Consider the following 16953-nt stretch of genomic DNA (forward strand, 5'->3'; position numbering starts at 1 on the left):
ACCCAGTAAGTCATCTTTTACTGGGTTTGCGTTAAAATATTGGGTTTTTCAAATTATTATTTCATATACTTATCTAAAAATTCAAATACTAATTCAAGATTACTCTCTGACTCAAATGCTTCTCCTCCATGAGCTACACCTTCTAATAAAGTTAATTGAACTTTATCTTCACCAATAACTTTTACTAAAGCATCTGAAAAGTTAATAGATTGTTGTGTTGGAACATTTCCATCTGCCGTCCCGTGTTGTATAAGAAACGCTGGATCATCTTCTGATATATAAGTTTCTGGATTTGCTTGTTCAGTAAGTTCTGGAGCATCTGTGATTAATTGCCCTATATATGATGATTCCGGTGAACTTTCAGAACTAGTTAGTCCAAAGACTGGCATAATACCTGAATCTTGAAATTGTTGATCCATTGATAAAAAGTCTAATGGTCCAAACCAATCAACAACTGCTGTTATTTTATCTGACACATTTTCCATTCCAAGTGATGAATCATAAAGATCGTTCGTTCCCGATGTTGTTCCAGCTATTGAAGCTAAATTACCACCTGCTGAGTCTCCCCAAGTTGCTATTTTATCAGGGTTTAAATTATATTCTGAAGCATGCGAATATATGTAACGAATAGCTGCTTTAACATCATTTACTGCTGCTGGGAATATAGCTTCTCCAGACAAACGATAATCTACACAAACCACAGCGTAGCCATGATTTACCCCTTCTAACATTGCTGTTAAGCCTCCACCTGTTCTATTTCCCATTTTAAATGCACCACCGTGAATGGCAATAATAACGGGGAAAGGTTCTTCTCCTTCATTTGGAAGATATATATCCAATTTTTGTGATTCAGACACCGTTGCATAAGCAATATCCAAATATTGATTTGTTATTGCCGAAGTATCAACTGATGATCCCCCTAATCCTCCACCCGTTGGTTTTTGCATTTCCGTAGAAGATGTTTCTGCTGTAGCTTCTGTTGTTGTATTGTTCGCTTCATTTGAACTACACCCCGTAAACAAACTAGTAATAAGCATCGTTGCAATTATTGATTTTACTGTGATTTTCATAATTAACCTCCATTTTTAATAATTTAATTTTGTTATAAATTAATTTTAAAATAAAACTGTGGCAAAAAAAAGGCGAAAAAAGGAAACAAAACGTACATAGTCTTGTTTCCTTTTGTATCACTTAAATTTTTCAACAGTTAAAGTAAATTCTGTTCCAATCCCTAATTGTGAGTTGACTTCTATTACTTCTCCAAGATTATCAATAACTTGCTTTGCTATTGCAAGCCCAAGACCTGTCCCTTTCCCTGTATGAGATTTGTCACTTTTGTAAAATCGTTCAAAAACATAAGGTAAGTCTCCCTCATTAATTCCTTCTCCCGAATCCGAAATCTTTATATAAACTTTTTCTTCTGTATAGTGAGCATCTATAGTAACTTTTCCCTCTACCTTTGTAAATTTAAAAGCATTATCAAGTAAAATTACTATAACTTGCATAAGTCTATCTTGATTTGTATAAAGTTTAGGCATATTCTGCGCAGACTCAGTTATGGTAAAATAAATATCTATATCGTCTGCAATATGTTGAAATTGATTGTATACTTGACTCATAAGAATCGAACCATCAACATCTGTTTTTTGTAGCGCATTATGAGTTTGTTGAATTCTAGAAATCTCTAGCATATCATTGATTAGTCTTTGTAATCGTAACGCTTCTCTAAATATCATTTTATAATATCTTTCCTTATCTTTATCTGATTGCAACATGTTGTCTGTCAATGTTTCACTCATGGCTCGAATAGAGGCAATAGGAGTTCTTAATTCATGGGATATATTAGCCACATAATCTCTTCTAGTTTGTTCAAGTCTAGCCGCTGCTTGGCTGTCAATGTCTAATTGAGCAGCTAAAGCATTAAAGGCATAAGATAGCTGTCCAATTTCATCTTGCCCATTTTTATCGATTTTTATTTTATAATTGCCATCAATCATTTTCTGTGCTCCTTCTATCATTTTATGTAAAGGATTAATGGTTTGCCTTATTATAATATATATAAGCATTAATGCAATGATAATTATTGCTCCCGTAACTAAAAAATATGCTAAATAAAATCCCTTTAAGGCAGATGTATAATCTACCACTGGTTGAATTACAAACACCATACCAATAACTACTTTATTTTTTATAATTGGTTCTCCAATAAAAATAGAGGTTCCGTCAACATACTTAAGTTTTGTTATTTTGGCCAATGATTTACCCATCAATACAGTATCCATGTAGGGATATATGGATTGAAAAATATTTTGTTCTGTAAAAGGCATACTTTGTTTATCTTCTTCAACTAGTTCCAAGAAAGGGTCATCAAAAACTTTAAGTTCATTCTTATAAACATCATAAACTTTAATAATCAATCCTTGTTTATATAAGTGGGAAGTAGTCTTTCCAGTATCACTGATTTCCAATGACAGATCCTTTATCTGAGGCCTCAATTCATAAACTTTTTGTTGAACAAAATAATAGGATAGTGCAATTCTCCCTACAATAATTCCTATTGTAAACATAGATGCAATAACAATAGTTATAGTTATAAACAAACGCATTACCAAACTTCTTTTCATTACCTCACCTCAAACTTATATCCCACTCCATAAATTGCTTTTATCTCCCAATTAACAGATTTATTTGGTAACTTCTTACGTAACCTTTTTATATGTGTATCTACCGCTCTTGTGTCCCCCAAATAATCATATCCCCATATTGATGCAAGTATTTGTTCTCTATCTAAAACCTTGCCTACATTTGAAGCCAAAAGATAAAAAATTTCTATTTCTTTTGGTGTTGATTCAATCGCTTCTCCATTAATCTTTATTTCATAGGCTTCCAAATCAATAATCAATTGATCAAATCTTAGAATTTTTTCTTTTATTTCTGCAATAGGAGCTATTCGTCTAAAAATAGTCTTTATTCTTGCGACAACCTCTCTCGGAGAAAAAGGTTTAACAATATAGTCATCTGCACCAATTTCAAGACCAAGAATACGGTCAATTTCCTCCCCTTTTGCTGAAAGTATAATGATAGGAACGTTGCTTTTTTTTCTAATAAGTTTACAAACTTCTGTACCAAATATCTTTGGCATCATCAAATCTAATATTATCAAGTCAGGTTTGATGGTTTCGAATTTTTCAAGTATCTCTGCCCCATCATAAACAGATGAATAAATCATACCCTCCGCTTTTAAATAAACACCTATAGTTTCATGTATGATCACTTGGTCATCACAAATTAATATATGCTTTGGTTCTTCCATAAATGGCACCGCTCCTTTTTATGGCTTTATTTTTTTCATTATACACTATGTTATATGATATTATACCGTTTAGTATTTAAACTTATTAATTCACAATTAAAGTATATTACGACGCATTGACTAATCCGTTGTGAATGATAACTGGAGTTTGTTTCGTTTTTTCTCCCTATTCCACAAAAAGTCCTGCCCATTGGGCAGGACTTAAAATTCTACATTTGTGAAAGTTTATCTTTTATTAAATCAATTACATATTTTCTATCTTCTGGTCTGTTTTCAAAGTCTAGATTGTCCACATTTACTCTAAGTAAAGGAGATATATTATAATCATTAAAATAATTGCTATAATGTTGGTTTAATCTTTCCCAATAAGCTGTCTCAACAATCTTTTCATAATCTCTTCCTCTTTTATTTATCTTGTTTACAGCACATTGAACTGATGTCTCAAGATAAATCATAAGCTTAGGTACATGACAATGCTCTATCATATTCTGAAACAAATCAATATATAGATCATACTCTTCTACGCTCATATCTCCACTTTCCATCAACATTTTTGCAAATATTAAATCTCCATATATACTTCTATCCAATATTGCATTTCCAAGACAAGCCGCTTCTTTTATCATTCTGAATCTATTATTCAAGAAAAATATTTGTAAAGAAAAACTATATCTTTGTCTATCATAATAAAATTTATCTAATATTGGGTTATTAACTACAGGCTCTAAAAAAGGCTGGTAGCTAAATTCCTCACATAAAATATTCATTAAAGTAGTTTTACCTACCCCCACAACACCATCTACAACTATCACTGGCCAGCATCCCTTCTTATTAATTTTATTAAGTATATCAGTATAAGACATTTTCTATCTCCTTTATGACAAATTACGATTTATTATTACATAAAACTCGAATTGTTACAAGTAATTATATTACAAATATTCTAAATTAATTAATTTCATTTCTTTTAATAAAAACATAATTTTTATAGTATAATCATTATATGTATAAATACATATATAATAAATATAGTCTTTAACTTTTTTTATTTATTTAGTATTACTACATACTCTTACTCTCTACCAAAGAGTAAACTAAGACTCAAGGAGGAAAATTGACATTGATACAATTACTTATAACCCTTATATTTTTGGTTTTTTTTATTGAATTACTCTGCAGAAATACTTTTACTTCTATCCTTAATTGGATAAAAGGGTATAGCTTTTATTTCTATGCTAATATTTTTTCATTATGGTGTGTTTTATCTATATTTATATTTATAACAAATAATTCTAAAATTAGCATACTTGCTTTATCTTCAATAGCATTAATTTTAGGTTACGTAAATAAATATAAATTTCGTTTTAGAGGCGACCCTCTATTTCCATGGGATTTGAAACTAAAAAAAGAATCCTCAAATATGAGTTCTTATATAAAAGATTTTGAAACCATAAAAGATATTATTACAGGGATTTTTATTTTATCTTTAATTTATGTAATATGCCCTAATATTTCTTTTTCAATTATAACAAGATTACTATGTCTTTTTTTATCATTAATATTTTTCACATTGATTTTATGGCGAAATTTATTTGCAAGCAAACTATTATTTAATGTTTCTGGATTAAATAATCATTTATTGGACCAACATAAATTCTACTCTTCCAACGGATTTGTGCTTGCTTTTTTGTTAAATATAAAAGATTATTTTATACCTAAAATTAACAACCATGAGAAAAATAAATTTACTTCTAATTTGAAAAAAAATGACATAGAAAATAAATCTTCCGAAAAAAAGCCAAATACTATAGTCATTATGAATGAATCATTTTGGGACCCAACTTTAATAAAAACTCTGGAATTTTCTAAAGAGCTAACTCCTACCCTAAACAAATTAAGAGAGACAAGTTTCTTTGGTTATATGGTTTCCCCAGAGTTTGGTGGGGGTACTAGTAATATTGAATTTGAAATTCTAACTGGTAACAGTATGTATTTTCTTCCTACTGGGTCAATGGCCTTTCAATCTTATTTGAGAAAACCTGTAGAATCAATTCCTTATGAACTAAAAAAAATTGGTTATGATACAATTGGTATTCATTCTTATGAAAGATGGTTTTGGAAACGCGAAAACGCTTATGACTTAATGGGTTTTGATAAATTTATAAGTTGTGAGAGCTTTAAAAATCCTGAAGTTAAAGGTCTTTATATTTCAGACATGGAATTTTCAAAGAAAATTATTGAAGTTTATGAGAACTCTAAAAATCCTTTGTTTTTATATGGAGTTACCATGCAAAATCATGGACCTCATGATGGATCTAGGTATAAAAAATTTGACATTAATGTGAAAGCACCTTTAAATAATAAAGCATTAGGTGAACTTAAAAGTTACTCTCAAGGAATTCACGATGCAGATAAAGCTTTGAAATATTTAATTGATTATTTCAAAAATGTAAAAGAACCTACCAACATTGTTTTCTTTGGAGATCACTTGCCTATGTTAGGCAAGAATTTTTCAACTTTTGTAGAGTGTGGCTATATCAAAAATAATAATCCTACAAGTTGGAGTTACGAAGAAAAATTAAAAATGGTTAGCACTCCTTTTTTAATGTGGTCTAACTATAAAAATGAAAAAAAAGACTTAGGTCATATAAGTGCTTGCTCTATAGGATGCAAAATATTAGAAAGTATTTCTTTAGAACCTTCACCTTACTTTAGATTTTTGAATGAATTATATAAAAAATATCCTGTTTTATGTAAAAGAGTTCCTCAAATATTTAAAACTGCTAAAGATACTAAAGACTTCGAAGAATTAACAGAAAAATATAAGCAACTTCAATATAACCAGCTTTTTGGACAAGATATTGATACTTCTATAACTGCTGCAAATGATAATCTTCCTTTTTTTAACTGATATAAATAATGTGCCACTAATATAGTAAAAAAAGAACTTTTCCTTTAAGGGACAAGTTCTTTTCTTAATTATTTTTTTGAATTAACTGGATTTCCTTTTCCAAAATTCTTTTTTTTATCTTGTAAATTTATTTCTCCATATTCATCCATGTTGACTTTTTCTAATTCCTCTTTGTTTTTCTCTGATAAAATATTTCCTTTACTTTTTTTACTCAAAATCAACCCCTCCTTTTTTTAATTATGGTTTAAATACTAACTAACGTAATACATTTCAGTGAATTTTCCTTTACTTTTAGTATTCTTCCCAATAATCAAAAAATAAATAACTTTTCGCTTAATGTAAAAGTTATTTACTGAAGATAATTCTATTCTCTATTTATACTTCTTTCTTCTTCAAATCCATTAGGGTATCTTTTTCTTAACTTACTTTTATTTAGCTCAGCTATTTCCTCCAAATTATATCCAATACTTTCAGTTAAATAGCCTATATACCACAATACATCTCCAAGCTCTTCCGCTAATTTTTCTTTCGAAAGCTCATGAGAATGATATATAACTTTTTTTATATAATCCGTCACTTCTCCTGCTTCTCCTGATATACCCATAGCTCCAAGAGTAAGACACTCTTTTAATTCTTTCATATCTCCTGCCGTTCTTTTTATTTCTTCTTGATATTCTTTAAAATCCATTTTCTCCCTTTACCCCTTTTATTTAATCTTTTATACTTTAATATTTTATATCATAATTTAAAAAGTATCCATTTACAAGTGCTTATTTCATATTTTATTTCGTAAATCTTGAAACAACTATTTATATGTACTGGTTTATAAGGAAGAAGCTAAAAAGGCCTTTTAAATTTTTAAAAGACCTTTTTAATTTGCTTAAAATAAATAGCTCCAAGTTTGAGGACCTACTATTCCATCTACTAATATTCTTTTAGATTTTTGAAAAGCTTTTATAGCATTTAAAGTTTTACTTCCAAAAACCCCATCTATTATACCAGGTTTAAATCCTAATTCATTTAACCTACTTTGCATAATTTTAACTTCAATTCCTGTCATATAAGGCCTTCTATATCTGAGATATTTCTTGAATTGTGGTTTTGAAGTTATTGTATTTACTATAGTTTCTTCTTGTTTTTTTTCCTCTTCTTTTTCTGTCACATAATCTAAAGGTAAATTTAACACCCCGTAAACAACTGCTTCTGCACATCTTTCTAATACACTATAATCTTTCAATTTTCCTGCATCTTTAATACTATCAATAAAACCAAATTCATTTAAAATTGCTGGCATATGACTAGCTTTTATTACATGAAAATAATCACCATTTCTACCCCGCTTAGTTTTAACACCTCTTGACTTGAATATGTTACTTAAATTATTTTCAACTCTAGTAGCGTACTCTCTTCCTTTTCCCCCATAGATTGAACACCAAACCTCTTCTCCTTCACCACCACCTGCATTTATATGATTAGAAATAAAAACATCTGCTCCCCAAGCATTAGCTGCACTAGTTCTAGCTCCCAAGCTAACAGTTTGATCTGATGCTCTTGATAATTTAACTTGATGCCCTAATTTTTGAAATAAATCTCTTTGCTTTAGTGAAATAGCAAGTGTTATATCTTTTTCTCTTAACCCATTCCCAACAGCTCCTGGATCACTTCCGCCATGTCCTGAATCTATAAAAATTTTCATCCTTTTTCCTCCCATTTTTTAAAATTTTTAATATTGTTTTTTAGTTCACCTTCCTTTCAATATATGATTTTAAAAATAAATATGTCACAAAGCATTTTTTTTGCTATCTTTCAATTTACTATCTAATATATGGAATAAACTTATTTTATTATTAATAAGTTTATTATAGAAATTAATTTTCTTCAGAGGTGATGATTTATGAAAAAAGGAAGTTTATTTGTTATAATTTTATTATTAATATTTTCTATACTATTTTTTGCAAATGAAGAATTAAACAAAAAAAAGCCTTACAATTTTTATTACACAAATCTTCTTGCAAAAAATCTTACTTTAGAAGAAATTGCATCTGTGAAAGCATTGGATGTTAATTATTATAAAACAAAGGATGTAACTCTAGATGACATAAGCACTATAAAAGATTTCATGAAATATATATCACAAAATGATTTTTCTTCAAAACCCATAGATTTACCTGTAGCACCTGTTTACAAGATTTTTTTTACTTTAAAAGATAGTAATGAAATGTTTGTAGTTAATGTTTATAGTTCAAAATATCTTTCTGTTTACCCTTGGGATGGGGATTTTGAGGTGGATTATATAGATATGAGTAACATTCCTGTAAGATACAATATTTACAATTTATGCAAGTACATATTTTGAAAAATAAACACAAAAGCTAGTTCCCCACAATGTGGAAAACTAGCTTTTGTCATATTAAAATCATTTCTTATTTCTTTAAATGTGACTCTAATTTTTTATATACATCAATAGCTTTTTCTTTACTAATGCAAAGTGTAAATAAAGTGTTATCACCAGCAATAGTTCCAACCACTTCTGTTCCATATAATTTGTCAATCATTTCCCCTACAATAGATGCTGAGCCATCAATGGTTTTTACCACTATCATTTCATTTAATGCTTTAATATCTAAAACTGATCTTTTAAACACTTCAATTAAAGTATCGTATAAAGGTTTTTCCCCTTTAGGTAAACTGTGGGAATATATATAATTTCCATCTGTTGCTAATGTTTTAAAAAGCTTTAATTCTTTTATATCTCGAGAAATTGTAGCTTGTGTAACATCTATTCCTTGCCTATTTAATTGATTAATCAAATCTTCTTGAGTTTGTATTTCATTTGTATCTATTATTTCATAGATTTTAGAATGCCTATTTTTTTTCATTTTTAACTCCTCTTTCATCTCATATGTGAAAATTATGCTTTTACTAAGCTTCGCAATTTAATTTATTTTGCTTTTTTTAATTTTATTGCCATATCATCACATTATAATTATACACCATTTTAGTATATATATTTAATAAATTTATATATATAATAATTCTTAAATACTAAAATATTTATTATAATATTATGAAATTAAAAATTCATTTTAGCTAAATAAATCAGTAAAGCGACATACTTAAATAGCTCCAAACAATCCTTCATGCTCAATAAAAAAGACACTTTAGAAAATCCTAAAGTATCTTTTTTCTTTGCTTTTAACTAAAAATTAAAAATATCCACAAGTTCATTAAACAAATCTTTATTTTCTTTAATTTTAATTTCATTTCCAAGTACGCATATAGAATTTTCTTTCATAACAGCTTCTACCATTTTTGAAAATTCTCTGATTTTTTCTGGACTTGTATTTAACACTTCATTTCTTTCTCTTTGTAAGTCTTCATTACTAACTCCACTCATATAGCAAGATATAGCTTTATCCAATTTCATAGATGGAGTTAATGGTGTATCTAAATTACTTATAGTTCCAATTATATATTTTGTCATTTCTCTAGTATCTACATCAAAATTTTCTAAATAAGTTTTCATATCATCATAAATATCTAAAGTTTCTTTTAAATTAGGATCTCTGTATGAAGCTAAAACCATATTTCCGCTTCTTCCAAAAGTAGCAAAAGAACCATAAGCTCCTCCTAGTACTCTTACTTTATTCCAAAGATAATCTAAACTACTTATAGTTTTCAAAACTAATAAGCTTCCACTATATTTATATCCTAATTTAATGAAATTAAACCCTTTTGTTACATATTGAACATCTGATTGTGTCAATAAAGCTTCATTCTTTTGAGAAAGAACTATATTATAGGAATTATACTCTATTTTATCATCATTTAAATTATTTATAAAATGTGGCAAATGATTTTTTACTTTTATAAAATCTTCTTTATCACAAGTCAAAGCTAGCGTTAAATTATTTTTATTAAATATTTTCTTAGATACTTGGTTCAACTTTTCAGCTACTTGCTGCCACTTGCTATCAAAGTTTTTATCAATATCCACAATGAATTTATAAAATTCTAATCCCGAAATTATATCATCATAATGGCTTCCCTTGGAGAAATAAACAAAGTTTCTATTGGCTGCAACAAGATGGCCTGAATCATAAATAGCCATTTCAAGTCTAGATTTCATTTCCTGTATTATCTCTTTTAATCTTTTTTTATCATCAAACTTAGAAGTATTGATTATTTCAATTATAAGTTCATTTAGTATTTCTATTTTGCTAGATAGAACTTTTGATCTAATGTTAAATCTAGGATAAAAAGTATCTGCATCACCATTCTTCATATATGTCACTGCTGAAAAACCAATTCCCCCTGTTGCTATATTGATTTCATTAGCTAAATCCATATAATTATGTTTTTCAGTGTCCACTCCACCTAACACATTTGATAAAAGCCCAACATAAGGCAAATCATTGAAATCTACTCCAGTAGAATTAAATAGCATTCTTGAATAAACAATTTTATTTGTAAAATCCTCTCTAGATATGATTTTAACTCCTTGTTCTTCTTGTTCATCTACAAAAATTTCTTCTATATTTGGATCTATATCTTCTAAACTCAAAAGTGGAACTTTTCTAAGATCTTCTTCCGTTTCTCCACTTTGTTGCCTTTCAATTAATGCTTTTGTATCTGAAATTAATTTTTCCATCTGTTCTTCACTTAATGATTCTTTATATTTTTTAAGTTTGTCTTTAATGGATTGAATTTTTTCTTCTGCCAAGCCTTTTTTTGGCTTTAATACAATAAGAGAGCTATGATTATTATTTAATAGATGTTTTTCAATTAATTCTTCAAAATAATTTGTATTCAAAGCTTTTTTAACTATTTTTAATGTTTCTTCATATTCTATATGAATTAAAGGCTGTTCATCATATAGCCAGCTACTCATGGCCTTTGAAAAATGTACTAGTCCTTTTGGATATGAACGAGTATCAGCTTCTCTTAATGCAAATTCTTTTGCATTTAATCCACCCTCTATTAATTTTTTATCTATCCCATTTTTAACTAAATCAGTTAAAGTATCCACAACCACTTCTTTAAATCTTTCTTTTTCTTCTACATTTGAATTTTTTACAACTATACTAAATATAGGCTGTCTTATGCTACTATCATAAAATCCGAAAACATCCTTACCTAAATTAGCATCAATTAAAGCTTTTTTTAATGGTGCTGCTGAAGTTTCTAATAAAAGGTACTCTAAAATATTAAAAGCTAAATAATTTTCTTTATCTGTGTTTTCTCCAACTACAAAATTCAAATTCAAATAAGTTTTATCAACACAATCATCTTTATCTGAAATAGCATACTCTGATTCTATCTCTTTAGGTTCTTCAAAACCCTTTTGCAATTCAATACTAGAATCTATTTCTATTTTATTAAAATTATCTAAATACCCTTCATCAATAAATTGAAGTTGACTGTCTAGATCTCCATTTCCATATAAATAAATATAAGAATTTGATGGATGATAATATTTTTTGTGAAAATCTAAAAATTCATTATATGTTAAATTTGGTATACTAACAGGGTCTCCACCTGATTCATAACCATAGCAAGTATCTGGAAAAAGAGTTTTCTCAATATTTCTATACAGTACATCTTCTGGTGAAGAAAAAGCTCCCTTCATTTCATTATAAACTACACCTTTATAAGTTACATCTTCTTCCTTTTGATTTAATTCATAATGCCACCCTTCCTGCATCAAAATCTCAGGGTACTTATATATATTTGGGTAAAAAACTGCATCCAAATAAACATCCATTAAGTTAAAGAAATCTTGTTCATTCATACTTGCTACTGGATATACTGTTTTATCTGGATAAGTCATTGCATTCAAAAATGTATTAAGAGAACCTTTTGCTAGCTCAACGAAAGGGTCTTTTATTGGAAATTTTCTAGAACCGCATAATACAGAGTGTTCCATAATATGAGCTACCCCAGTATCATCATTAGGGGGTGTTCTAAACCCAATAGCAAAAACCTTATTATGATCATCATTTTGTAAATTCATTAATCTAGCTCCAGATTTTTCATGTTGAAAAAGTCTGTATAAAGAATTTATTTCATTAACTTCTTTCATTTCTATTAATTTAAATCCATGGTAAATATTTCCTAATTGAAAATTCATAAGTTACCTCCATTTATATAATGTTTTAATTTTATAAAACTAAAGATTTATTTGTTTTAAATTATAAGCTCAAATATTTTTAGCATTATAAATACATTGTACCAAATTTTACCCCGAAAAATAAATATAATTCTATTTTTTTCTTACTACATTTAGTCTTATACTAAAAATCTCAATTATACAATCTTTTTTTCACAGATAAAATATTTTTATTACTACCCTTTATTTTTCTGCTACTTATAAATTACGCCAAATATCACTTACTTATGTAAATAATTATAATAATTTCTGCACATACTATTATGGAAAATTTATAATTTTAAGTTAAATTTACTTATCTATAATTTTTGAACTCTTTACTCAAAGGATGGTGAAAAACTGCATATGTGCAGAAGAAAACATGAGCGAACTTAATCTAGATAATGAAATGCTAAAAAAATTAGAAACCTATATTGATAATATTGAGGAAAAGGAAGGTTGTCTTATCAATGTATTGCATGAAGCTCAAAATATGTTTGGCTATCTTCCCAGTGATTTGCAACTATTTATATCTAGAAAATTAGATATACCTGCTGCTAAGGTATTTGGAGTAACAACTTTTTATTCTTTCTTTACTATGGAACCACGTGGAAAACATGTGATTAGTGTTTGCATGGGTACTGCTTGTTTCGTAAAAGGTGCAGACAAAATATTCAATGAGTTCAAGAAAAAATTAAATCTTAAAGACAGCTCCACTTCTGAGGATGGTATGTTCACATTAGACTCCCTAAGATGTGTGGGAGCTTGCGGCCTAGCACCTGTTGTTTTGGTAGATGGAAAAGTTTATGGAAGAGTTAAAGTTGAAGATGTAGAACAAATTATAATGGAACTCACTGAGGAAAAAGTGATAAAAGTTAATTAACATGGAGGGATTGATATGTCTAAAGTAAAATCCTTAAAGGAATTAAACTCTTTAAAGGAAGAATATAAAAAATTAATCCAAAACCGACTATCAGAAAATTTCGAACCACAGACTAGTAATATTGATATTCTTGTCTGTGGTGGAACTGGTTGTCATGCTTCTGGTGGTTTAGAGGTGATTGAAGCCTTAGAAAAAACCATATCTTCAAACAATCTGCAAGAAAAGGTTAAAGTTATTTCTACTGGGTGCTTTGGTTTTTGCGAAAAAGGGCCAATTGTAAAAATTATGCCTGAAAATATTTTTTATATTGAAGTAACTGCCCAAAAAGCAGAAAAAATCATTGAAGAGCATATTTTAAAAGGGAATTTAGTAGAAGAGTGTTTATTTAAAAGTCCTGAATCTGGTGAAAACTTACTCAAACAAACTGATCTCCCTTTTTACAAAAAACAAATGAGAATTGCTTTGCGTAATTGTGGACTTATTAACCCAGAAGATATTAGAGAATTTATCGCAATGCAAGGATATGAAGCATTAGGATTAGTTTTAGAATCTATGTCTGCCGATGAAACAATTAATAGAATAAAACTTAGTGGGCTTAGAGGACGTGGTGGTGGTGGTTTTCCTACAGGACTAAAATGGGAATTCACAAAAAAATCAAAATCAGATATTAAATATGTAATCTGCAATGCAGATGAAGGTGACCCTGGAGCTTTTATGGATAGAAGTATATTAGAAGGAGATCCTCATTCTATTCTTGAGGCTATGGCTATTACTGGATACTGCATAGGAGCTAATAAAGGCTATATTTACATAAGAGCAGAATATCCACTTGCTATACAAAGACTAAAAATCGCTATGAAACAGGCTTATGATTTAGGATTAATAGGAGAAAACATACTAGGAAGTAATTTTTCATTTCATATTGATTTAAAATATGGTGCCGGTGCTTTTATATGTGGAGAAGAAACTGCCCTTATTAATTCAATAGAAGGTGGTCGTGGAGAACCAACTGTTAAACCGCCATTTCCAGCACAAGTTGGATTATGGAAAAAACCAACTAACATTAATAATGTAGAAACTCTAGCTAATATAAGCCCAATTATATTAAAAGGTTCTGAATGGTTTAATTCTATAGGAACAGAAAAAAGTAAAGGAACTAAAGTTTTTGCTTTAGCTGGAAAGATAAATAACGTGGGCTTAGTTGAAGTTCCTATGGGTATCACCCTTAGAGAAATTATATATGAGCTAGGTGGGGGAATAAGAAATAATAATAAATTTAAATCCGTTCAAACAGGCGGTCCTTCTGGTGGGTGTATTCCTGTAGATTATTTAGATACTCCAATTGATTATGAAAGTTTAACTGCCATTGGTTCAATGATGGGCTCTGGTGGAATGATTGTCCTAGATGAAGAAGATTGCATGGTGAATATTGCTAAATTTTATTTAGAATTTAGTGTAGATGAATCCTGTGGAAGATGTACTGCTTGTAGAATAGGAAATAAACGCCTTTATGAAATACTAACTAAAATAACTGAGGGTAAAGGTGAACTTCAACATTTACAAGATTTAAAAGATTTAGGCACCATGATTAAAGATGCTTCTTTATGTGGTTTAGGTCAAACTTCTCCAAATCCTATTCTTAGCACAATAAACTTTTTTTATGATGAATATGTTGCTCATATTAAAGATAAATCATGTCCTGCAGGAGTTTGTACAAACTTATTAAAATATTATATATTACCCGAAAAATGTATCGGTTGCACAGCTTGTGCAAAAGTATGCCCTGTTAATTGCATATCTGGCACTGTAAAACAAGTACACTTAATTGACCAAGATATTTGTATTAAATGTGGTGCTTGCTTTAACAGATGTAAGTTTGATGCAATTACAAAAAAATAGTATGAGAAAGGAGGATTAATAAAATGATTAATCTTACTATAAATGGTTTCAAAGTCAAAGTCCCAGAAAAAACTTCAATTTTAGATGCTGCAAAATCTATAGGTGTACATATTCCAACACTTTGCTATCTTGATTTACATGATATAAAAATGGTAAATAGAACTGCTTCTTGTAGAGTGTGTGTAGTAGAAGTTGAAGGTCGTAAAAATTTAGCTCCTTCTTGTGCTACAGAAGTATCAGAAGGAATGGTTGTAAAAACCGATACTTTAAGAGCTATAAAAACACGACGTGCTATGGTAGAACTTTTATTATCTGATCACCCAACTGATTGTTTAGTTTGTGAAAAAAACACTCACTGTCAACTTCAAACTATAGCAGCGGAATTGGGAATACGTAAAATTAGATACGAAGGTGAAATGTCCAATTACCCTAAAGATTCTTCAAGTGGTGCTTTATACAGAAATTTAGATAAATGTATCATGTGTAGAAGATGTGAAACCATGTGTAATGAAGTTCAAACATGCGGTATACTCTCTGCTGTAGATAGAGGCTTTGAGACCGTTGTATCCCCTGCTTTTTCTTTGCCTATGTTAGATACCATGTGCACTTTTTGTGGTCAGTGTGTTCAAGTTTGTCCAACAGCTGCCTTAACAGAAGTCACTCATAAATCCGAAGTATGGGAAGCTTTATCTGACCCCGAAAAATATGTAATAGTTCAAACTGCTCCTGCCGTTCGTGTTGCACTTGGAGAGAAGTTTGGTATGCCTGCTGGAACTATTGTTACAGGTAAAATGGTTTCTGCATTAAAACGACTTGGATTTAAAAAAGTTTTTGATACTGATTTTGCTGCTGATGTAACTATAGTGGAAGAAGCTCATGAATTCATTGACAGACTTCAAAATGGTGGTAGATTACCTATACTCACAAGTTGTTGCCCTAGTTGGGTTAAATTTATAGAGCATCAATTCCCTGATTTATTAGATATACCATCCACCTGTAAATCTCCACATATAATTTTTGGCACTATTGCAAAAACATATTTAGCTGAAAAATTAAACATTAACCCTGACAAAATCGTTGTTGTTTCAGTTATGCCTTGCATTGCGAAAAAATATGAAATTGTAAGACCTGAACTAACTCATGAAGGATCAAAAAATGTAGATTTAGTAATAACAACTCGTGAATTTGCTGATATGATTATAGAAGCTGGTATAGAATTCAAAAATTTACCTGATGAAGATTTTGATCACCCACTTGGTGAATCTACAGGAGCTTCTGTTATATTCGGTACTACCGGTGGAGTAATTGAAGCAACATTAAGAACCAGTTATGAATGGCTTACTGGAGAAACTTTAGATGAAGTAGAATTCCATGGGGTCCGAGGCTTAGATGGTCTTAAAGAATGTACTGTAAACATTAATGGTGAAGATATAAAAATTGGTGTTGCTCATGGACTAGGAAATGCAAGAAAATTATTAGAATCCATACAATCTGGTGAGTCACATTATCACGCTATTGAAATAATGGCTTGCCCTGGTGGTTGCATAGATGGTGGCGGACAGCCATATCATTTTGGTGATATTGATATAGTGAAAAAAAGAATGGAAGCTATATATACAGAGGATAGAGGCAAAGCTATTAGAAAATCTCATGAAAATCCTGCTGTGATAAAAATGTACGAAGAATTCATGGGAAAAATTGGAGGAGAAAAAGCTCACAATCTTCTTCATACTCACTATACTCCTAGAGAAAAAATATAAGTAAATCTATATGTTTATTACGGATTTTATTAGCATTGT

14 protein-coding genes are annotated in these 16953 nt (G+C 29.5%); 5 read left to right on the forward strand and 9 right to left on the reverse strand.

Going from position 1 to position 16953, the window contains the following annotated elements:
- Positions 1-56 precede the first annotated feature (56 nt).
- From BUB83_RS08740 to BUB83_RS08755, 4 genes are all read right to left on the reverse strand, one after another.
- Positions 57-1070: an alpha/beta hydrolase gene (locus tag BUB83_RS08740; RefSeq protein WP_200801457.1), complete on the reverse strand. Its 1014-nt coding sequence runs from the start codon at positions 1068-1070 to the stop codon at positions 57-59.
- 117 nt (positions 1071-1187) lie between these two features.
- A complete protein-coding gene (locus BUB83_RS08745; RefSeq protein ID WP_073338079.1) occupies positions 1188-2624 on the reverse strand; it encodes a sensor histidine kinase in 1437 nt (478 codons plus the stop codon).
- On the reverse strand, positions 2624-3313 hold the full coding sequence (locus BUB83_RS08750; RefSeq protein ID WP_073338080.1) for a response regulator transcription factor: 690 nt from the start codon (positions 3311-3313) through the stop codon (positions 2624-2626). Before BUB83_RS08750 ends, BUB83_RS08745 begins: the two co-directional genes overlap by 1 nt.
- A gap of 209 nt (positions 3314-3522) precedes the next feature.
- Complete coding sequence (locus tag BUB83_RS08755; protein ID WP_073338081.1) at positions 3523-4176, reverse strand: deoxynucleoside kinase; 654 nt, start codon at positions 4174-4176, stop codon at positions 3523-3525.
- A gap of 251 nt (positions 4177-4427) precedes the next feature.
- Between BUB83_RS08755 and BUB83_RS08760 the strand changes: the two genes are divergently transcribed.
- The gene (locus BUB83_RS08760) at positions 4428-6224 is read left to right on the forward strand and encodes an LTA synthase family protein (RefSeq protein ID WP_143160504.1); all 1797 of its coding nucleotides are present in this window, start codon (positions 4428-4430) and stop codon (positions 6222-6224) included.
- A 68-nt stretch (positions 6225-6292) separates the two neighbouring features.
- Here BUB83_RS08760 and BUB83_RS21900 read toward each other — a convergent pair whose 3' ends face one another.
- The 3 genes from BUB83_RS21900 to BUB83_RS08770 form a co-directional block, all read right to left on the reverse strand.
- Complete coding sequence (locus BUB83_RS21900) at positions 6293-6439, reverse strand: hypothetical protein (protein WP_159434066.1); 147 nt, start codon at positions 6437-6439, stop codon at positions 6293-6295.
- Between the two features lie 149 nt (positions 6440-6588).
- Positions 6589-6912 (reverse strand): nucleoside triphosphate pyrophosphohydrolase family protein, encoded by a 324-nt coding sequence (locus BUB83_RS08765; RefSeq protein ID WP_073338083.1) that lies wholly within the window; start codon positions 6910-6912, stop codon positions 6589-6591.
- Between the two features lie 192 nt (positions 6913-7104).
- Positions 7105-7920, reverse strand: a complete 816-nt coding sequence (locus BUB83_RS08770; RefSeq protein WP_073338084.1) for an N-acetylmuramoyl-L-alanine amidase — start codon at positions 7918-7920, stop codon at positions 7105-7107.
- Positions 7921-8118: 198 nt separating this feature from the next.
- Here BUB83_RS08770 and BUB83_RS08775 point away from each other — a divergent pair, with 198 nt between their 5' ends.
- A complete protein-coding gene (locus BUB83_RS08775; RefSeq protein ID WP_073338085.1) occupies positions 8119-8580 on the forward strand; it encodes a DUF4883 family protein in 462 nt (153 codons plus the stop codon).
- A 67-nt stretch (positions 8581-8647) separates the two neighbouring features.
- On the opposite strand, the gene argR is transcribed toward BUB83_RS08775, so the two are convergent.
- On the reverse strand, positions 8648-9103 hold the full coding sequence (gene argR / locus BUB83_RS08780) for an arginine repressor (protein ID WP_073338086.1): 456 nt from the start codon (positions 9101-9103) through the stop codon (positions 8648-8650).
- 320 nt (positions 9104-9423) lie between these two features.
- On the reverse strand, positions 9424-12354 hold the full coding sequence (locus tag BUB83_RS08785) for an insulinase family protein (protein WP_073338087.1): 2931 nt from the start codon (positions 12352-12354) through the stop codon (positions 9424-9426).
- 400 nt (positions 12355-12754) lie between these two features.
- Between BUB83_RS08785 and BUB83_RS08790 the strand changes: the two genes are divergently transcribed.
- Genes BUB83_RS08790 through BUB83_RS08800 form a run of 3 tightly spaced genes read left to right on the forward strand, consistent with a single transcriptional unit; the run spans position 12755 to position 16914 of the window.
- The gene (locus tag BUB83_RS08790; protein WP_073338179.1) at positions 12755-13255 is read left to right on the forward strand and encodes an NADH-quinone oxidoreductase subunit NuoE family protein; all 501 of its coding nucleotides are present in this window, start codon (positions 12755-12757) and stop codon (positions 13253-13255) included.
- Positions 13256-13270: 15 nt separating this feature from the next.
- Positions 13271-15154 carry an NADH-quinone oxidoreductase subunit NuoF gene (locus BUB83_RS08795; protein ID WP_073338088.1) on the forward strand — a complete coding sequence of 628 codons (1884 nt, stop codon included), beginning with the start codon at positions 13271-13273 and terminating at the stop codon, positions 15152-15154.
- Positions 15155-15177: 23 nt separating this feature from the next.
- Positions 15178-16914, forward strand: a complete 1737-nt coding sequence (locus BUB83_RS08800; protein WP_073338089.1) for an NADH-dependent [FeFe] hydrogenase, group A6 — start codon at positions 15178-15180, stop codon at positions 16912-16914.
- The last annotated feature ends 39 nt before the right edge of the window (positions 16915-16953 follow it).

Origin of the sequence: Clostridium grantii DSM 8605, from assembly GCF_900129965.1 — a bacterium.
Classification (GTDB): domain Bacteria; phylum Bacillota; class Clostridia; order Clostridiales; family Clostridiaceae; genus Clostridium_AF; species Clostridium_AF grantii.